The following is a 19322-nucleotide window of genomic DNA, read 5'->3' as shown; positions in this document are numbered from 1 at the left end:
CGTGGGTTATACCCTAAGAGCAAACCACCCTTTTTAAGGGTGGTTCTGATTTGGACCACCACAAAGGTGCCTGCCCGACGGGTCCTTATTTCGATGGGGTCCAGGTTATTTCGTCGTCAAATAGCCAAGTGCGTGCCGAGCCACTGTTGCGCGCTGTCTGCGGATCGGGCTCGCAGGTTTGTTCGTAGGCATCTTCGGTACACTGATCCATAAAACTGACGACTGCCGTCTGGTCGCCCTCCATGACGTAGATTACGTCGCCATCCGAGATATAGACCCCCGGCCCTTCATTGTCCACATAGCCGGGGTCGTATGAGACGTTGCACAGTCTGCTCCCGTTTGCCGCATCGAGTTCAAGGGTCGAATAATACCCGCCATTCATTTGGCTGTTCTTGGCTCGATATATTACGGCGCCGTACCACCGCTTAAACGTCTTGCCTTTGAGCAACTCGGCTGCCCTACCGATAAGCTGCTCATCTTTGGTGTAGCGCATGGCCCCAAGTTCGATACGGGGATAGTTGCTGACCCCAAGCGCTGCGGGCGTACCGTCAAAATCGACGGTGATCGAATCGGGTTTGACGATATCGGTGAGGATTTCGATGGGATAGCTTACGGTCTCAACCGCCGCCTGCGTTGCAGAGGCGGGGAGAAATGCGAGATAGATAATTCCTACGCCGACTGCGGTAATCGCAAACGCTAAGACGAGCAGGCCGATATAGGTGGAGCGTTTCACGGCGAGTACCTCGCAAACAGTATGCATTCATTAAGATAAGTGATACCAGCTTACGACAATATTCAAAAGAAAGCGACCGTCCGGAATGAGGGGGCTGAAAGGCCCCATTGGGCTTCGATTTGGGGTCGCCAAACGTAGGCTGGGCTTGATGCCGCCTCTTTTAATCGGGGCTGATTCTTCTCTGGACCACCACAAAGGGGATGCAGTTCATTTGTGGTGGTTTCGTTTGTCTCGATCTGTAACGTCTTGGCCGCTAAAAGTGGGCCTGGTGTTACAGGTTGAGATTTTCGGACGGGGCTCCGCGGTTAATCTCGATCTGTAACATCTGGGCCCCAATTTGCCGAGTAGTTGTTACAGATTGAGACAAACGGTTGCCGTCGATCGCTTCATCTAAATCTGTAACACCTGGGACCGAAAAGGGCCGCTGGATGTTACAGGTTGAGACAGCGGGGTGTGTTGGAGCGAAAACCACCACAAAGGCCCCTTGCGGTGGTTTTTGAGGGGCCAAATGTTTTCCTGTTAGAGTCCAACGCGGACTGTTGGCACCTTTAGTTGTTAGCGGCGGGAAACGGCCGCATGATTAAATAGTTGAACTATTCTCACTACTTTCACTATTTGCACTATTGATACTATAATCACGATAACGACGACAGTAGGAAGGTGGGGACATTGAAGCGCACGATAATCAACCCGTTTAAGCCGACCGCTGGCGCTGAACCTCCGGTCCTTATCGGACGCGAGCGGGTTATTGATGATTTTAGGGACGGCATCGAAGAAGGCGTGGGCGCCCCCGGAAGGCTCATGCGCATTACCGGCCCGCGCGGGTCGGGCAAGACGGCGCTGTTGACAGAGCTCGGCGATATTGCGAAGTCGTATGGTTGGCGCGTGGTTGACGTGACTGCGGCGGGCAGTATCGTCGACGCCATCCAACATGAGCTCGCACGCACCTCGGACAATACCGAGCTTCATTTAGAAGCAAGTCTTGGTGTGGTGAAAGCGGGCGTATCTAAGTCCTTGACCGGGCCTGAGACGTTGCGGGGCGTCTTGACGAGCGTGGCGTCGCGGGAAACGCAACATGGTGCCGGTCTGCTGGTGACGGTCGATGAAATACAGGATGCGGATGCTGATGACGTGCGGCTCGTTGCAGCGGCCGTGCAGCACCTTATCCGCGAACGCAAGAATATCGCGTTTGTATTTGCTGGCTTGACCATGGGCGTAATGGACCTCATCAACGGCCGTGCCCTTACATTTCTACAACGAGCTAAGGCTGAGGAGCTCGCCTCGATTCCGCTGTCGGATGTTTCGGATTCGATGGCTTCAACCGTGGAAGGTGCCGGTTTGCACTTGGATGGCAAGGCGCTTGAAATGACGGCTTGTGCTACGAGGGGATATGCGTATCTCGTGCAACTCGTGGGCTATCGCGTATTCGCGAATGCGCGCAGGCATGCCGACCGCGATGCGTCGATTTCACTTGAGGATGCCCAGAAGGGCATTGAAGATGCGTATGGGGAGTTTGAGGGCTCCGTGCTCGACGTTGCCCTTGCCGATTTGCCGCTTCGCGCGATTGAGTACCTCATTGCCATGGCCAAGCATGAGGGGAATGTGCCGACCAAAGAGATCGCAGCGGGGCTCTCCTTGCCCCCTGCGAGCCTGACAGCGACACGACGGCAACTTATCAAGGCACAGGTTATCGATGCGCCCTCACGCGGCATGGTGAGGTTCTCGATTCCATTGCTGCGCGAATATCTGCTTAAGAGCTCGAATGAAATCCTATCAAGATATTGATATTTGTCGGATAGCTTGAAGGGGCCAAAAGCCAACGTCGGAGACTAAAAACGGCCTTCAACGCCGGCGATTGGTCCCTGCCAACCCAAAGAAGCCGCCGCAGGGATGGTTCCTGCGGCGGCTTCTTGCATCGTAGGGCGGAAATGATCGCCGAAAACCACCACAAAGGGGACGGGCACCTTTGTGGTGGTGGGGAGCGAGCTCGATGTCGCCGTTCGGGTTGAGCAACATTTCGATGAAAACCTCTACAGGATTTCGTCCGGGCTGGCGGATTTGGTCGTTTTGGGGATGCCGAGTTTGGACGATGCGAAATCGTCAACATTGTCCTTGATCCCATCTTTAGTGAAGACGGTGACCGTATAGGTGCTGTGCCCAAATTCGCTTTTGTCGCGTATCGCCCAGGCCTGCCAGTAGGCAGCTCTGCCTCGCTCTCTGATTTTTCCAATGCGGCGGAGTTCTGTTCGCTTTAATTTCTGGTCGCTGTCGACGGTTCGGCCGACCTCATCGGTGAGCCCGCACTGTTCAAGCAGTTTGTCGAGGACTTGGTTCATGTGACGCTCATCGGTGTTTGGAGCATAGTCGTAAGCGAGGGTGATGGAGGCAAGGGGTTGGTCATCGATCAGATAGTTCATCGCTTGAGGTTCAAGGTTGAAGTAGGGAGAACGTCCGTCGACCTGACCGAGCAGCGGCAGCTTTGACCGCCAAAGCCCGGTGGGAATTGCATCTTCGTAGAGCACACCGCGGCAGATAAAGGAGAGCGAGGTGGCACGCGAGCCGGCGTCGACCATCCCGCACAAATCGAAGGGCGAGGCGATACCCAGGGAAAAGGGTGTGACGACGATAAGAAAGAGCATCACGATGGGTATGGCGAGAATGGCAATGACGTTGCGAGCAGTAGAATAAGACGACTTCATATCTGCTCCTTGAGACGAAGAGCTATCAAGAACGAGAGAAATGAATATGCTTTAATCACAGTTCATTTTAACCTCAATACGAGCAGGAATAACGGATATTAGGAGCGAGCTCGATGTTGATGTGGACCAACACAAAGGTGCCTGTCCCCTTTGTGGTGGTTCCGTTTGTCTCGATCTGTAACAGCTGGGCTGTTAAAAGCGGGCTTGGTGTTACAGATTGAGATTTTTTGGGCGGGGCTCCGCGCTCCATCTCAATCTGTAACACCTGGGACCGAAAAGGGCTGCCAGATGTTACAGATTGAGACAGTTGGGTTCCACGGTCGCGCCGGACCGACACTCTCAAGTCCTATCTTTCAATCACTCAGAAAATCTTATATATAGGGACTTAGATTTGTGTATAAGATCGCGTAAAGCTGGCAACAATACTTCTCGAACAACGTGAAGCCGCCCCGTAGGGCGGCCACCCCAAGAGAGGTGATTCCATGAGAATCGATAAGCTAGCAATGACGTCGCGCGAGGCGCTGCAGACCGCCATGGGCACGGCTGCCGATGCGCAGGCCGGCGCGGTGGAGCCGATTCACCTGCTGTCCGCCCTGCTCGGTGCCGGCGAGCGCAATATCTCCGTGATCATCGAGCGCATCGGTGCCGACCCGGCTCAGCTCGCACGCTCCACGCAGGATGCCATCGACCATGCACCCAAGGTTTCGGGCGAGGGCCAGCAGATGGGTCTTTCCAATGAGCTCGTCCGCGTCATCGAGAAGGCCGAGAAGAAGGCCACCAAGATGGGCGACAGCTTTGTGGTGACCGAGCATCTGCTGATGGCGCTTGCCGAGGACAAGGGCGAGGCTGGTCGCGTGCTGCGCGACGCCGGCGTCACCAAGGAGCGCATCGAGCAGGTTTACGAGGAGCTGCGTGGCGATGACCGCGTGACGTCTGCCGAGGACAAGACCCAGTTTGAGGCGCTGGAGCAGTACGGCCGCAATATCTGCGACCTTGCCCGCGCCGGCAAGCTCGACCCGGTCATCGGCCGTACCGATGAGATTCGCCGCACCATCCAGGTCCTGTCCCGCCGCACCAAGAACAACCCTGTGCTCATCGGCGAGCCGGGCGTGGGCAAGACGGCCATCGTCGAGGGCATCGCCCAGCGCATCGTTGCCGGTGACGTGCCAAGCACTCTGCGCGACCGCGACCTCATCGAGCTCGACATGAGCGCGCTGGTCGCCGGCGCCAAGTACCGCGGCGAGTTCGAGGACCGCTTGAAGGCCGTGCTCAAAGAAGTGCAAAAATCCGAGGGCAAGGTCATCCTGTTCATCGATGAGCTCCACACCATCGTGGGCGCGGGTGCCACCGAGGGCTCTATGGACGCCGGCAATATCCTCAAGCCGGCGCTCGCCCGTGGGGATCTGCATGCAATCGGCGCGACCACGCTCGACGAATACCGCAAGTACATCGAGAAGGATGCGGCGCTCGCCCGTCGTTTCCAGACCGTGATGGTCAGCGAGCCTACCGTCGAGGACACCATCTCGATCCTGCGTGGCCTCAAGGAGAAGTACGAGATCTTCCACGGCGTGCACATCACCGATAGCGCACTCGTGGCCGCCGCCGACCTTTCCGACCGCTACATCGCCGACCGCTTCCTGCCCGACAAGGCCATCGACCTGGTCGATGAGGCCGCAAGCCGCTTGCGCATGGAGCTCGACAGCATGCCGGTCGAGATTGACGCCACCACGCGTCAGCTCACCCAGCTGCAGATCGAGGAGCAGGCACTCATGAAGGAGACCGACGACGCCTCCAAGGAGCGTCTGGAGGCTCTGCGCCAAGAGATCGCCGAGGTCCAAGAAAAGCTCAACGTGCAAAAGGCCGGCTGGCTCAACCAGAAGAACGCCATCGACCACGTGCAGGAGCTTAAGGGCCAGCTCGACGAGGCCAAGAGCGAAGAGGAGCGCGCGACGCGCAATGGCGATCTGGGCCGTGCGTCCGAGCTGCGCTACTCCGTGATTCCGGGTCTGCAGCAGCAGATTCAGGATTCCGAGGCTGCGCTCGAGGCGCAAAAGCAGCAGGACGGCGAGGGCCTCAACGAGCAGGTGACCTCCGATGAGATCGCCGAGGTCGTGAGCGCCTGGACCGGCGTGCCCGTGTCCAAGATGATGCGGGGCGAGCTCGACAAGCTGAAGGGCTTGGAGGGCGAGCTGCATAAGCGCGTCATCGGCCAGGACGAGGCCGTTTCCGCCGTCGCCGCGGCCGTGCGCCGCAGCCGTGCGGGCCTCTCCGATCCGGACAAGCCCATTGGCAGCTTCTTCTTCCTGGGCCCCACCGGCGTGGGCAAGACCGAGCTCGCCAAGGCGCTGGCCGAGTGCCTGTTCGACGACGAGCGCGCGCTCGTGCGTATCGACATGTCCGAGTACATGGAGAAGTTCAGCGTCCAGCGTCTGATCGGTGCGCCTCCGGGATACGTGGGCTACGACGAGGGCGGCCAGCTCACCGAGGCCGTGCGCCGTCGTCCGTACTCCGTGATCTTGCTCGATGAGATGGAGAAGGCTCATCCGGATGTCTTTAACGTGCTATTGCAGGTGCTTGACGACGGCCGTCTGACCGATGGCCAGGGTCGCCAGGTGTCCTTCAAGAACACGATTATCATCATGACGTCCAACGTGGGTTCCAAGGCTATCGCCGATCTGTCCGGCAAGGACGAGGAGGAGATGCGCCATCAGGTCGACGCGGCCATGGCTCAAACCTTCCGCCCCGAGTTCCTCAACCGTATCGACGATATCGTGGTGTTCCATCCGCTCGGCATGGCACAGATCGAGAAGATCGTCGACATCCAGCTTGCCGACGTCCGCGCACGCCTGGCCAACGAGCGCATGACGCTTGCCATCACCCCGGCGGCCAAGCAGATGCTCGCCGTGGGTGGCCTGGACCCCGTGTTCGGTGCCCGTCCGCTCAAGCGCCTGGTCCAGCGCGAGGTCGTGGACGCCATCGCCGCCGCCATCATCGACGGTACGGTGCGCGAGGGCGATCAGGTGACGGTCGATGTCGATAAGGACGGTGCTTTTACCGTCGTGTGCGACAACACGCCGTCTGCTACCTACGAGGTCCCCGACGCCGAGTAGATTTTGGGACCGGCTTAAAACCGCCCCTCATCGCAAAACGCCAAGGGCGGCGGATCCAATTGGATCCGCCGCCCTTTTTCGTGCGACAATCGATGATGTTGAACGGATGCGATGCAAGGAGATGCGCAGATGACAGACAAGAACAAGACGAACACGCCGGCGACCGATGCCGCACCCGCCGCACCCAAGCCTGCGCCTAAGCCGGCACCCAAGCCGCGCGACCCCTACATCCGTGCCGAGAACGAGGATGACGACGGCTACGATCCCTACAGCGACCGCCGCCCCGAGCGCGAGCCGCTGTTCGAAGCCGACCCCTGGCGCTAACGAACTCATTTGGGACGGGGCTCTTTTAGCTACTTGGGCTGCTATGTGAGCCAGCATCTAATAGGAGCCGCTAGCCCTGGCCTTTGATGTTCGGCAACAGATGATTTTTCCAGGACGGGGTTTTTTAAATCTCTCTGTACCTAATGATCTTTTAAGACTCTGCTAGACCGGAATTGACATGAGGCGACAATAGACAACACCCCCGTGGAGTTTTGCGTTCTATGGGAACGTTGCCTATCAATACTTCATGTCAATCCCGGTCTAACAGAGCCATTTTATTTGTATAGCACCGCCTCCCTTGGCTACAATCGCCCCAAGTGACCTAAGAGCAAAAGGGGCAGCGCCGTGATTACGTACGACACCAAAACCGAGATTCTCAAGACACTCGACAAGATGACGCGCGACCTTAACCTGTGCAACATCGACAACTTCACGACGGCTAAGATCGCGAGCGAATGCCATGTGAGCCGCAGTCTGGCGAGCCAGTATCTTAACGAGCTCGTTCGTCAGGGCGACGTTATCAAGGTCAACGCCCGCCCGGTGCTCTATTTCCATCGCCACTCCGTCGAACGCTACTTTAGGCATGCGTTCGATAAATCCGAATATGCCTCGATAGACGAGCTGCTGGGTGCTGCGGGCATCGACGAAGAAGAGGACTTTGACAAGGCCATCGGCTTCGACCTTACGTACGGGACATGCGTCGACCACCTCAAGAGCGCCATCCGCTATCCGCCACATGGGCTCCCGGCGCTTTTGATCGGCGAGCCGGGGACGGGCAAGCGCATGATGAGCGAGCTCACTTTTGAGTACGGCGTCAATGCGGGGATTCTGCCGACGCAGGCCCGCTACGTGCGCATCGACTGCAAACGACCCGTCGAGGCGATAGAGGTCGAGTACGAGATCTTTGGTGCGGACGGCTTTGGTGGTGCGGTCAAAGAGGCCAACGGCGGCGTGATCTACCTGAGCGGCTACGACCACTTGCCCCGCGTGGCGCGTGAACGTATCCTGCAACGCATCGGTGCCGGCGACCCTACGGGCGAGACCGCGCGCGGCACGTCGGACGTGCCTCCCGCCCGCTTCTTGCTCTCGTCCGCCCTGCCTGCCGACAGCGATATCGTCAAGGGTATCGCGCGCTTTGTGCCCATCACCGTCACGCTCCCGCGCCTGGCGGAGCGCAGCGTCGAGGAGCGCACGCTCTTTGTGATGCACTACCTGCGCGTCGAGGGCCGTCGCGTGGGTGCCGACATCGCGGTAAGCCGCGGCGCCCTGCGCGCCCTCGTCGACGCCGACTTCAAGGACAACATCGACGGCCTCCGCTCATGTATCACCAACTGCTGCGCGGGCGCCTATCTCAACCGCGAGAGCGAGACGCTCACCATCCAGACCTACAATCTGCCCTCCAGCGTGCTGGGCAAGACGGCGCCCGAGCCCGACGACGACCAGCTCGTGAGCGGCGACAAGGATGTCAACGACCCGTCCGTGCGCGTGACGGGCTTTTTCCAAAAGATTGTCGACCCCGTTGAGGCACTCGAGCGCGGTCAGGTGAGCTTCACCGAGTTCTTTACCAGCGCGACCATGGCGGTGCGTGCCTACGACGACTACATGAACTTCGACTTTGAGAACAAGAGCGTCAACCCGCGCGTGGGCGCCTACGAGAAGATGGTCGCGCCCGTGATCGAGCAGGTGAACCACGCCTACGGCATCGAGCTTACGCGCAAGATCTCGCGCTCCATCGCGCAGTCGCTCTTTACGCAGCTCTGGGGCGGTGCGGGCCTGAGCAAGTGGCGGATCGCCAATGCGGACGCCGTGGAGCGGACTCTGACGCTTTTGGAGAAGAACCAACCCGGCACGGCGACCGTTGTGGAGGAAATCGCCGCCAAGACCAAGACAGCCCTCGGCATGGAGCTCGATGCGCTCTCACGCACGGTGCTCTTTATCGAGGTGGGGGACGCCCTGCGCGCCACGGGAGGCCCGCGCGACTACCTGGGCGTGGTGGTGTGCCACGGCTATTCCACCGCCACGAGCATCGCCGACGCCGCCGACCGCATCCTGCGAACGCATGTCTTCGAGGCCATCGACATGACCTACGACCAGGAGGTCACCGAGATCGTGGGGCAGCTCTCGCGCCTGCTCGCGCGCTACTCGCACTGCAAGACGGTGGCGATCCTGGTGGACATGGGTTCGCTCGAAAAGATCAACGACGCCATTACAGGGCTCACGACGTGCGACATCCACATCGTCAACAACGTGTCGACCGGCCTTGCCCTCGAGGTGGGAAGCGCGCTCATCGCCCACGCCGATCTGGACGAGGTGCTCGCCCACGCCTCGGCGGGGCTCGCGCCCAGCTACAGCGTGGTGAGGGGTTCGGTCGAAAACGACGCCGTGGCGTTTTGCTCGGAGTCGGGTATCGAGGCAGCCGACAAGATCCGCCAGATCGTGCAGAACAGCCTCCCCGGCACGCCCGAGGTGCAGCTCGTGACCTGCGACTACCCCATGCTCGCCCAAAAGGGCGACGGCGCCCCGGTCTTTAGCGACTACCGCGTGCGCGCCGTCGTGGGCACCATGGACCCGGGCATCGTGTCGGTGCCGTTTGTGGGGCTCGAGGACATTCTCTACGAGGGAAGCTCCGACGCGCTCGACCGGGCGCTCTTCCCGCTCGTGGACCCCGAGAGCGTCCAGGAGTTCCATGCCAACCTCCTGCGCAACCTGACCCTTCGCAACGTGATCGAGTCCATTACGATCCTTAACCCCGAGATGCTCTACATCGAGGCCGACCGCGCGGTCAAGCGCTTGGCGGAGCTGCAGGGCGAGGATATCGACGCGCGCCGCAAGATCGGCGTCTACGTGCACCTGTGCGGTCTTATCGAGCGCCTGGTGACCAAGAATTTTGTTGACTCCGCCCCCGACACCGAGGCCTTTGAGCGCGACCATGCGGACTTTATCGAGAACTTCCGCGAGGCCTTTATCGACATGACGCGACGCTACCGTGTCGAGATACCTGTGTCGGAGATTGCATACGTGCACCACATGCTGCATGTGAGCATGGCCGATGCGCAAAAGAAAGTCGAGATAGCGGGCATGATTCTCGAAGACGAGTAGAACAGCCGACACAAACCTGGTAAAGCCCTCGACACTGTTGCGATGAGTGTCGAGGGCTAGTGTTGAGAAAACCAAATATCTTGTCCATTTGAGTGGCAAGGCTGTTGCGGTTTGCGGCGCTCTGTCGATTCTGTTTGATGCCGCGTCCCGCCGGTCTGCGACCGCCTATCTTGGTTTCAGCAGGAGATCAAGGGTTGCAGCGGCGGCCCTCTCAAAGAAACGCGGGCGCCCGCGCCCGCACACGGAAAGGAAGGGTGGACATGAGTATCGTCGCAGGGCGAATCGACTATCGTCTGCTCCACGGAATCGTACAGGGCTTCTGGTGCCCCACGTACGCCACGCAGCGCACGATGATCATCGACGACGCCACGGCCAACGATGAGGTGCGCAAGGCGGCCATGAAGCTGTCGAAGCCCTCGGGCCAGGCGCTCTCGATTATTACCGAGGAGAAGGCCCTCACCAACTTCAAAGCCGGCAAGTACGACAACCACACGGTGTTTACCATCGCGCGCGACCCGCAGACGTTCCTAAATCTGATCGAGGCCGGGCAGAAGATCCCGGTGCTCACGTTGGGGCTTACGGAGACCCCGCCCGAGGGCACCCCGGGCGTCCAGGCCGGCAGGCGCGCCTTCATTCTGGAGAAGGACATCCCTGTCTACCAGAAGATCGCGGCCGCGGGCACCAAGGTCGAGGTCCGCTACATGACCACCGATAAGCCTGTGCCCATCTCTGAGTTCATTCCCCTGTAAAGAAAGGTGATAAACATGGATGTTAATGCGCTCCAGTTTGTCCTGCTCGTCCTCTTGGCAGGATTCCGCGCGGTCGACGCCTATTCGACCCAGGCGATCCCGTTTATGCACGCGCTCGTCTGCTGGCTCGCCGGTATCATCTTGGGCGACCCCAACACGGGCCTCATCGTCGGCGGTACCATCCAGCTCATGTCCATGGGCGCCGCGGGCTTGGGCGGCTCGTCTGCCCCCGACTACGGCATGGCCGGTATGGTCGCGACCGTCACGGCCTGCATCACCGGTAACGGCGACATCTCCGTCGGCCTTGCGATCGGCGTCGTGGTCGCCATGCTCTATGTCCAGCTCGACGTCATCTTCAAGATCTACAACTCCTGGGTCTTCAAGGTCATTCGCGGCTATGCCGTCAAGCGCGAGTACAACAAGATGCTCGCCTCGTGCTTCCTTTCGCACCTGTGGCTCTTCCTCCAGGGCGCTCTGCCCATGATCATCGTGCTCGCCTTTGGCCAGCAGGCGGTCGAGGCCATCAATGCCTTCATGCCGCAGTGGTTCACCGACGGTCTCTCCATCGCCGCAGGCGTGCTGCCCGTCACCGGTTTCGCGATCCTGCTCACCTTCATGCCGGTCAACAAGTTCTACGCGTTCCTTATCGCCGGCTATGTCCTCGCTGCCTACCTCAACCTCTCCGTGCTCCCCATCGCTCTCTTGGGTGCTGTCGTGGCCATCGAGTACTTCCGCAACAAGTCTGAGGCCGCTCCCGTGGCCGCCGCTACCGTGAATGGAGGCGAGCTCGAAGATGAGTAACTTCTTCAAGCCCAAGGAATTCAAGGACTTCAACGAGGCTCCGGCCCCCGTACAACTCCCCGACGGCTCCTATGAGCCCGTCCTTACCGACGAAGACCTCAAGATCTGCTCGCGCCGTATGTGCCTGATGGATACGGTCTCGTACTCCTACGCCACGCAGAACGCCCCGTGCGCCATGTTCGCCTCCTACTACGCGCTTCGCAAGATCTACGGCAACGACGAGGACGCCTTCAACACCGCGATCCTGAACCAGCTCGACTGCGTGTTCAACGCCACGCCTCCCGTCTCGGGCCTGCTTCTCGGTGCCGGCCTCGCCATGGAGGATAAGGGCCACCTTAACGGCATCCATGCCGAGAACGACCTCAAGGTCGGCCTCATGGGCCCCATCTCCGGTATCGGCGACGTCTTTATCTGGATCCTGCCGATGACGATCCTCGGCTCCATCGCCGGCTACATGGCCCAGCAGGGAAGCCCCGTTGGCATCCTCCTGTGGCTGGCGGTCTGGGTCGCTCTGTACTTCTGGCGTATGCAGAACTACGTCCAGGGCTACAAGGCGGGCGCTTCCGTGGTGACCAAGATGGGCGATAAGCTCAACGTCCTCACCGACGCCGCCTCCATCCTCGGCCTTACCGTGGTCGGCTCGCTGATCTACAGCTCCGTCAAGCTCACCACGCCCCTCGTGTTCCAGTACGGCGAGATCTCACTCGGTATCCAGGAGGGCGTGCTCGACCAGATCTTCCCCAACATCTTGGGTCTGCTCTTGGCCGTCATGGTCTACAAACTGATCAAGAAGGGCGTCAAGCTCAACTGGATCATCCTTGGTATCCTTGCCGTGAGCTGCGTCTGCGCCGCCTTCGGTATCCTGGCCGCCTAAGTTCCTTCACTTTTTCTCCGTCGGTGGCTTCCCCCGACCGCCGACGGGGCTGTGGGCGCCATCCCACGGCCCCGGTGTTACGGTTCGTATCTGATTCGAGCGAACCGTTCCACCGCACCCGCCCTGCACGTCTCCTTACACGCTTGTGCGCGGCGGGTGCCATGGAACGGTTTGTTTAGCGGGGTTCACTCCCGCTACTACATAAGGAGTTGGCTCATGAGGCAGGTAATCCTTGCGTCGCACCATAAATTTGCTCAGGGCTTGGCCGATACGCTGGAGTTTCTGGGCGCCAAGTGCGACTTTCACGTGATCTGCGCGTACGTGGACGATACGCCGCTCGAGCCGCAGGTCGAGGCCGCGTTCGACGCGATTTCTCCCGACGACGAGGTGCTCGTTTTGACCGACATCCTGGCAGGCAGTGTCAATCAGAAGTTTCTGCCCTACGTGGCCCCCAACGTCTTTGTGGTGGCGGGCGTCAATGTGGTCCTGGCGATGGAGCTCTGCCTGGCACCTGCGCCGCTCACGGCCGAGGGTATCCAGAACGCGATCGACATGGCCGGGCAGTCCATCAAACTCCTCAACACCATCCAGGTTGAGGACGACGAGGACGACGAGTAGCATCTGCCGCTCAGACGGCACATGCGGTTGGTCATTTAGTTCCAAAAGGAGATTCATATGCTCATCAGCGAGGTTATCCAACACGTCAAGGACTTCTCGACAGGCGTGGACTCGTTTACCGGCAAGGCAATCGACGACGCGACTACGCGTGACCAGGTGCTCTACGGCGCTACCGACACCGAGTGCACGGGCATCGTTACCTGCATCTGGCCCACGGCAGATATCATCCGCCGCGCTCAGGAGCTTGGCGCCAACCTGATCATCAGCCACGAGGCACTTTTTTGGAACCATGGCGACCATCAGGACGTGGTGGGCGATACCGTAACGTTCAAGGCCAAGAAGACTCTGCTCGACGAGTGGGGCGGTGCCGTCTGGCGCTGCCACGACTATATCCACTCGCGCGTGCCCATCGACGCGGACGGTGCTCTGGCAGACGGCATCTTCTACGGCCTGGCCGATAAGCTCGGCTGGCTCGACTACCGCATGGGCGAGGACAAGGGCTTTTGCCTGGAGTACCAGATCCCCGAGACAGACGCCACGGAGCTCGCGCAGGAGCTCGTGCACAAGCTCGGCCTCAACGGCACACGTATTACCGGCGACCCGCACGCACGCGTCAAGAGCGTTCGCGTCCCGATGCATGTGACCGGCGACGCCAAGAGCGATACCGCCGAAATCAATCGCACCGATGCCGAGGCCAACGACTGCCTTATGACGATGGAGTTCATCGATTTCACCACGTGCGAGTACATCCGCGACTCCGGCATGCTCGGCCAAAACCGGTGCGCCATCACCATCGGGCACTTCAACCTGGAGGAGCCCGGTATGGAGTACATGGTCAACTGGCTGCCCGAGGCTCTGGGGACGAGCGAAATCCCGGCCACGTTTGTGCCGATGGGCGACACGTACCGCTACGTGGTCGCATAGCGAACAATATCTGCACTGCATGCCCGGGGCGCCCTGTGCGTCTCGGGCTTTTTTGAAAGGAGAGCCATGAAGGCTGCAAGCATATCTGTCGATATCACTCCCGCGGGCACGTTTTGGATGGAGGGCTATATCCATCCCATCCGCAAGCAGCCGGCGACGGGCGTGCACGATACGCCGCGTGCGACGCTGCTCCTGCTCGAGGTCGAGGGCACACGGTCGCTCTTTGTATCGATCGACGTGTGCATCCTCACGGCCCAGACGACCCGAGCGATGCGCGAGGGCCTCGCCGTGGGGCTTGGGGTCGCGAGTGAGAACATCGTGATCAACTCCATCCACTCGCACTCGTGCGCCAACGGCTTTGAGGGCGCGGGCGCCATGGGCATCCCCACCACGCCCGGCTATGTCGAGCTGGTCACGGGGCTGGTGCTGCAGACGGCGACGGGTTTGGATGAGGAGCTCGTCGACGCCGCGCCCGAGATGCTCACGAGGCACGTACGCGGTTGGTATTCCAACCGCAACGATGCCGACCTGCCGTTTGACGATGAGGCCCTGGTGCTGCGCTTTGTGGCTGAGGGCGGCAAGACGCTGGGCGCGATGCTCAACTTCAACTGCCATGCCACGGTGATCGGCCCCACCAACCGCCTGCTCACGACCGACGTGCAGGGAGGCGTGCGCGACAAGCTTGCGGACTGGATCGGCTGCGTGCCGTATATCTTTACCGGCGCCTCGGGCGATCTGGGCAACCGGCAGTTCCGCCAGGGCAACGACTTTGCGGAGCTCCGCCGCGTGAGCAACGGCATCGCGGGCGAGATCATGAAGGGCGCCTTTGAGCCCATTGAGCTCACTGCGCCCAAGGTTTCGCGGTTTGAGCACCATGTCCACTACAACAACGAGGACTTTTACCCGCAGTACCAGGCGCAGCTTGACGAGGTGCTCGAGGTGCTCGCCAACAATCCCACGTTTGACGAGAAGAAACTCGCCGATACCGAGAAGGAGATGCTCGAGCAGCAGCTCCAGCGCCACGAGATGGACTTCACCGTTGCGATGACGACGCTCGACTTTGGCTCGGTGGTGTTCACGACCTTCCCCGGCGAGCTTGCAAGCGAGCTAGGCGCCATCGTCAAGGGTGCGTTCGACGGGACGGGCAAGCATCCGGTGATCATCGGCTACGCCAACGATTACCAGGGCTATTTTGTCGCCGCCCACACCTATGGTGGTTCGAGCTACGAGAGCTACGTGACTCAGATGCCCAAGGGTTGGACCGAGCAGATGCTCGCGTCCTATGGGGAGCAGCTGTGAGCGCCGGCGGGGTGCGCTTGGAGAAGGGTCCGGTCGTTGCGTTTTTCGACGTTGACGGGACGTTGGTGTGCCGCGATCCCGTAACGGGCCCCGGCAGCTTTCCCACGGAGCGTGTGGCGTGCGCCGTGGAGGACTTCGCCGAGCGCGGCGGTATTCCGATTCTCTCGACCGGGCGCGCCCGAGTGGGGATTGACCAGCTGCTTAACAACCTTCCGTTTCGCGGATATGTCTCGCTCGACGGGGCACACGTGGTGCTTGACGGCAAGGTTATCCTCGACCGTTGCTTTCCGCGCGATGTGCTCGAGCGCATGGTGGCGGAGATGCTCCGCGTGGGGATGCCCGCCTTTTTTGAGGGGACGGAGCTTTGTCTGGAGCTCAATGCGAGCGGCGGGAGCCTCTACAACTGGGGTCCCGTGGCGTGCGACCTCGAGGAGATGCGCATGGCCAAGCCCGACCTGCGGTTTGCCAAGGTCGATTTTGTCGACGAGGCGTACGGGGCCTACCGGGCGAGCAACTTTTTGATGGAGGAGCTTGGCTACTACAACGTGGGCGAAGGAAGCCATGAGCTCGTCATGCCCGGGGTGTCCAAAGGTGCCGGAGCCCGGGCGCTGCTTGCGGAGCTCTCTGCCGCAGTGGGTGCGGTGCCGGCGCGCGTCTTTGCCTTCGGCGATTCCGAGAACGACCTGCCCCTTTTTGAGGCCGCTGATGTTGCCGTGGCGATGGGCCAGGCCGCGCCCCACGTGCGCGAGGCCGCCGACTATGTCGCGCTCTCCTGTGCAGACGACGGCGTCGCGGAGGCCATGGAGCACCTTGGCCTGATCTAGCTCCGCGCCCCATGATTCCCTGCAGGACTGAGGGGGCCAAATGTTCCTAGTAAAGCCTTTACCAAGGCTCTAGCAGGAACATTTGACCCCCTCAACCGTTTTGTAGCCATTTGAGGCATGCGGTCGGTCGGGCGGTTCGGCAATTGAGACAATTGAAATCTTGCTTTCTGGCTAATCAAGAATTAGTACAATCTTGCTTAGACAGAAAGCAAGATTGGAGAATAATGGCTTATAACGACCTGGTGGCCCAGAAAATAAAGGACTTTGAGCAACAAGGGATTCCACCAGTCTTTGAGCGAGACCTCGATCTGGGCAATCTCCAAGAGCCGGAGCGCGACAACATCGTAAATGTGGTTGTGGGGGGCCGCCGTTGTGGAAAGACGTATCGCCTGTATCAGGAGATGCGGCGGCTTCTGAGCCAGGGTGTCGAGCTTAATCGGATGCTATATTTCAATTTTGAGGATGAGCGCTTGCGCCCGTATGAGCCATCGCTACTGGCGGACGTGCTCGATACGTTCTATGCGCTCCATCCTGCTGCCCGAACCGAGGGCGCCTACATCTTCTTTGACGAGATCCAGGAAATTCCCGAATGGGGTGCGTTTCTGCGGCGTGTGCTCGATACGGAGAAAGCGACCGTTTACGTGACGGGATCTTCTTCTAAGATGCTGTCCTCAGAACTTAAGAGCGAGTTCAGGGGCCGTTCTCTTGTGCGAGAGCTTTTCCCGTTGAGTTTTTCGGAATACGTCCGATATAAGACGGGGAGCGTTCCTGATCCGGATGTGCCCTTTTCTTCGAGCGACACAGCGCTGCTTCGACATCATCTGATCGGATATCTTGAACGAGGGGGATTTATCGCGACTCTTGAGCAGACGCCTGCGGATGCGATTCAGCTGCTACAGGAATATGCGTCGCGAACGGTCGCTATGGACGTTGTGGAGCGTTACGACGTCAAGAGCCCTCGTTTGGCCTCACTGTTTCTGACGCGGTGTATGGCATCTTCGGGACGAGAGCTGTCGGTGAACAAAGTGTACAACGAGTTCAAGAGCAGGCAGATACCCGTCAGTCGAAATACGCTCAGCGACTTACTTGAGTATTACGAGGACGCCTACCTGCTGTTTTCTGTGCCGGAGTTCACGCGTTCGCTTGCAAATAATACGCGGTCTGCGTCTAAGGTCTACGCCGTCGATCCTGCGATGTTCGGGGCGTTCTCCCCCGCATCGGCATTGGATCAGGGTCAGAGGTTCGAGACCGCGGTGTTCAATGCGCTCAGAAGAAGGACCCCCGCCGTGCGGCCCGGTTCGGTTTGCCGCCTGCTGATTAAAGATAAGAATAAAAGCCATGAGGTTGACTTTGTGGCTGGGGATGCACTTCTCATGCAGGCTTATAGCCTGACTCAGGTGAGTGTGGATATGGCAAGCGAGAAAACGCGCGAACGCGAAATTGCAGCCCTCGATGCCTCGATGGCCCAGTTTGATCTTGGCGAGTCGGTAATCGTTACTATGGATGAGCAGGCCGATATTCCATGCGAGCACGGTGTGGTACACGTTGTTCCCGCATGGAAGTGGCTCCTTGCCTAATCATCTACGGATCTGTGGGGCCAGGACCTCCTGGCCCCTTCATCACGGTTGGGGAGCACCATGATGCGCCCGGCTAGTCCTGGGCTTTGATGCTTGGCAGGAGAATCTGGGCGAGATAGTCGCATTCGAGCTTGGTGGCAGCGTCGGCCTTACCGTCTTTGCCGACCAGCACGTTCTTGATTTGGCTGTAGGTGTAGCGGTTGCCGGTCGTGAGCTCGACAAGCTCATTGGCCGTGTCCATGGGGTAGGTTGACACGGGATTCTGGGTGCGCCCGTTGATAGTCTGGGGCACCACGTACGGATAGACGGGGCCGCTGGCATAGACGGTATAACCGTTGCCCAGGCTGACCGTGCCCAAAACCGTATCGCCGTCATCGGGCGTAAAGCTCTCGCCATCGCGCACGGCGACGAGCGTCACGAGCGGCGTATTGGCGTCGTCGCCCAGATAGATGCATAGCGTGCTGCCGTTTTGCCAAGTTGCGACCTTGCCGTACCACTCGACGGGAATATCGAGCTGGTAGAGGTCGGTTGCCTTGTGGCGAGCGTCAGCATCACGGGCCGCCTGTGCCTTTTGCGCGCCCACGGCATTGACGGCGGCATTGCGACGCGCAGTTGCCGCCTGCTGGAGCACCTTGGCGGTGGCGGCGGAGCTCGCGCCTCCCTCCTCGGCATATTTGGCGGCGGCGTCGATCTGGTCGTTGGTTACCGTGTCGGCCGAAGGCACCTTGAGTTTAAAGGCAGCCTGGGCGCTTAAATCCTGTCCATCGCTCTTAACGGTGACCTGCGTCTTGGTGGTCGGGACGGTATAGATGGTGCCGTCGGCCGCGATGGGGGAGGCAGCGATGGAGAGCGTGTAATCGCCGGGCAGCAGTTTGATGCCGCGGCCGTGCTCGTCAACGTAGAGCGTTTCGCTCACAGAAGAGCCGTCGGAGTCCTGGCCACTCACCTGCACGGGGATCTTTGAGCCGGTGGAGCAGTCGAGTCCCGCGGCATGCACGCCAATCTGCACCGACATCATCGTGTGCGCACTGGCGGCGACAGCGGCAGCCTGCTCTTGCTGATATCCGTTCCAGGCAGCATAGCCTGCGCCGCCGGCGACGAGCGCGACGGCCACAACGCCGGCAACCATCAGGTTGCGGCGCTTGGGCGGCATCTTACGATGACGAGCCTCGGCTTCGCGTGCCGAAGGAACGGACGGTAGGGGAATATCGCCCATGGCGATGGTCTCGTCCACGGCTGGTGCGGAACCCAGGCCAGGAAGCTCGCGGGTCAGCGAATCCTCGGCCGGCAAGCTGTCGAGCAAGGCGGTTTCCTCGCCCGTGTCGGATTCGGGCTGGTTGCCGGCCTCGCTTTCGGTGTCTTCGTGACCTGCCTCATCCTCGGCAGGCTCAACGTCGTCTGCATCCTGATCATCGGACTGCGCCTCGGCTTCCGGCTCATCCTGCACGTCAGCGCCCGAATCGTCAAACGCAATCTCATCGAGTGAAATCCGGTCTAAGCTCTCCAAGGCCTCAGCGCAAGCTTCTGCATCTTGGGCCGCATCCTCTTGGCCCATCGTTTCATCTTTCATACATCCCCCAAGCTCAATATCGGGACAACAATGTACCCAAAAACAGGGTCATATAGAGCTGTCAGGCAATTGGAAATCTGATTTTATCTGTGCGAGAGGTTTTGAATATGTGCGTGGATGC

15 protein-coding genes are annotated in these 19322 nt (G+C 59.9%); 12 read left to right on the top strand and 3 right to left on the bottom strand.

What is annotated here, in order from left to right:
* Positions 1 to 85: 85 nt before the first annotated feature.
* Positions 86 to 733, bottom strand: coding sequence for a hypothetical protein (locus CHY22_RS07345; RefSeq protein ID WP_089573293.1), 648 nt, complete (start codon positions 731 to 733; stop codon positions 86 to 88).
* A 660-nt stretch (positions 734 to 1393) separates the two neighbouring features.
* On the opposite strand from CHY22_RS07345, the gene CHY22_RS07340 reads away from it, so the two are divergent.
* Positions 1394 to 2518: an ATP-binding protein gene (locus CHY22_RS07340; protein WP_089573292.1), complete on the top strand. Its 1125-nt coding sequence runs from the start codon at positions 1394 to 1396 to the stop codon at positions 2516 to 2518.
* 245 nt (positions 2519 to 2763) lie between these two features.
* Here CHY22_RS07340 and CHY22_RS07335 read toward each other — a convergent pair whose 3' ends face one another.
* Positions 2764 to 3432, bottom strand: a complete 669-nt coding sequence (locus CHY22_RS07335) for a hypothetical protein (RefSeq protein ID WP_089573291.1) — start codon at positions 3430 to 3432, stop codon at positions 2764 to 2766.
* A gap of 482 nt (positions 3433 to 3914) precedes the next feature.
* Here CHY22_RS07335 and clpB point away from each other — a divergent pair, with 482 nt between their 5' ends.
* The 11 genes from clpB (at position 3915) to CHY22_RS07280 (ending at position 17631) form a co-directional block, all read left to right on the top strand.
* Positions 3915 to 6542: an ATP-dependent chaperone ClpB gene (clpB, locus tag CHY22_RS07330; protein WP_089573290.1), complete on the top strand. Its 2628-nt coding sequence runs from the start codon at positions 3915 to 3917 to the stop codon at positions 6540 to 6542.
* Between the two features lie 129 nt (positions 6543 to 6671).
* Positions 6672 to 6866 carry a hypothetical protein gene (locus tag CHY22_RS07325; RefSeq protein WP_232049598.1) on the top strand — a complete coding sequence of 65 codons (195 nt, stop codon included), beginning with the start codon at positions 6672 to 6674 and terminating at the stop codon, positions 6864 to 6866.
* Between the two features lie 345 nt (positions 6867 to 7211).
* Positions 7212 to 9965, top strand: a complete 2754-nt coding sequence (locus CHY22_RS07320) for a PRD domain-containing protein (protein ID WP_089573288.1) — start codon at positions 7212 to 7214, stop codon at positions 9963 to 9965.
* Between the two features lie 260 nt (positions 9966 to 10225).
* Positions 10226 to 10714, top strand: coding sequence for a PTS sugar transporter subunit IIB (locus tag CHY22_RS07315; RefSeq protein ID WP_089573287.1), 489 nt, complete (start codon positions 10226 to 10228; stop codon positions 10712 to 10714).
* 15 nt (positions 10715 to 10729) lie between these two features.
* A complete protein-coding gene (locus tag CHY22_RS07310; RefSeq protein WP_089573286.1) occupies positions 10730 to 11515 on the top strand; it encodes a PTS sugar transporter subunit IIC in 786 nt (261 codons plus the stop codon).
* Positions 11508 to 12389 carry a PTS system mannose/fructose/sorbose family transporter subunit IID gene (locus CHY22_RS07305; protein ID WP_158551210.1) on the top strand — a complete coding sequence of 294 codons (882 nt, stop codon included), beginning with the start codon at positions 11508 to 11510 and terminating at the stop codon, positions 12387 to 12389. The genes CHY22_RS07310 and CHY22_RS07305 overlap by 8 nt, the downstream gene beginning before the upstream one ends.
* A 216-nt stretch (positions 12390 to 12605) precedes the next feature.
* Positions 12606 to 13007 carry a hypothetical protein gene (locus CHY22_RS07300; protein ID WP_089573284.1) on the top strand — a complete coding sequence of 134 codons (402 nt, stop codon included), beginning with the start codon at positions 12606 to 12608 and terminating at the stop codon, positions 13005 to 13007.
* Positions 13008 to 13064: 57 nt separating this feature from the next.
* A complete protein-coding gene (locus CHY22_RS07295; protein WP_089573283.1) occupies positions 13065 to 13931 on the top strand; it encodes a Nif3-like dinuclear metal center hexameric protein in 867 nt (288 codons plus the stop codon).
* Between the two features lie 66 nt (positions 13932 to 13997).
* Positions 13998 to 15230: a hypothetical protein gene (locus CHY22_RS07290; protein ID WP_089573282.1), complete on the top strand. Its 1233-nt coding sequence runs from the start codon at positions 13998 to 14000 to the stop codon at positions 15228 to 15230.
* Positions 15227 to 16054, top strand: a complete 828-nt coding sequence (locus CHY22_RS07285) for an HAD family hydrolase (protein WP_158551211.1) — start codon at positions 15227 to 15229, stop codon at positions 16052 to 16054. Before CHY22_RS07290 ends, CHY22_RS07285 begins: the two co-directional genes overlap by 4 nt.
* A gap of 224 nt (positions 16055 to 16278) precedes the next feature.
* On the top strand, positions 16279 to 17631 hold the full coding sequence (locus tag CHY22_RS07280) for an ATP-binding protein (RefSeq protein ID WP_089573280.1): 1353 nt from the start codon (positions 16279 to 16281) through the stop codon (positions 17629 to 17631).
* A 73-nt stretch (positions 17632 to 17704) separates the two neighbouring features.
* Here the strand turns inward: CHY22_RS07280 and CHY22_RS07275 are convergent, their stop codons facing one another.
* Positions 17705 to 19201, bottom strand: coding sequence for a hypothetical protein (locus tag CHY22_RS07275; protein ID WP_143759221.1), 1497 nt, complete (start codon positions 19199 to 19201; stop codon positions 17705 to 17707).
* Between the last annotated feature and the right edge of the window lie 121 nt (positions 19202 to 19322).

Origin of the sequence: Collinsella sp. TF06-26 (assembly GCF_002232035.1) — a bacterium.
Taxonomy (GTDB): domain Bacteria; phylum Actinomycetota; class Coriobacteriia; order Coriobacteriales; family Coriobacteriaceae; genus Collinsella.
The sequence above is the reverse complement of the archived record's forward strand: the minus strand, read 5'-3'. Positions and strand labels throughout refer to the sequence as shown.

Coding starts and splice junctions, on each gene's coding strand:
- CHY22_RS07335 (WP_089573291.1), bottom strand. CDS start 3,432: ATGAAGTCGTCTTATTCTACTGCTCGCAACGTCATTGCCATTCTCGCC.
- clpB (WP_089573290.1), top strand. CDS start 3,915: ATGAGAATCGATAAGCTAGCAATGACGTCGCGCGAGGCGCTGCAGACC.
- CHY22_RS07325 (WP_232049598.1), top strand. CDS start 6,672: ATGACAGACAAGAACAAGACGAACACGCCGGCGACCGATGCCGCACCC.
- CHY22_RS07315 (WP_089573287.1), top strand. CDS start 10,226: ATGAGTATCGTCGCAGGGCGAATCGACTATCGTCTGCTCCACGGAATC.
- CHY22_RS07310 (WP_089573286.1), top strand. CDS start 10,730: ATGGATGTTAATGCGCTCCAGTTTGTCCTGCTCGTCCTCTTGGCAGGA.
- CHY22_RS07305 (WP_158551210.1), top strand. CDS start 11,508: ATGAGTAACTTCTTCAAGCCCAAGGAATTCAAGGACTTCAACGAGGCT.
- CHY22_RS07300 (WP_089573284.1), top strand. CDS start 12,606: ATGAGGCAGGTAATCCTTGCGTCGCACCATAAATTTGCTCAGGGCTTG.
- CHY22_RS07295 (WP_089573283.1), top strand. CDS start 13,065: ATGCTCATCAGCGAGGTTATCCAACACGTCAAGGACTTCTCGACAGGC.
- CHY22_RS07290 (WP_089573282.1), top strand. CDS start 13,998: ATGAAGGCTGCAAGCATATCTGTCGATATCACTCCCGCGGGCACGTTT.
- CHY22_RS07280 (WP_089573280.1), top strand. CDS start 16,279: ATGGCTTATAACGACCTGGTGGCCCAGAAAATAAAGGACTTTGAGCAA.
- CHY22_RS07275 (WP_143759221.1), bottom strand. CDS start 19,201: ATGAAAGATGAAACGATGGGCCAAGAGGATGCGGCCCAAGATGCAGAA.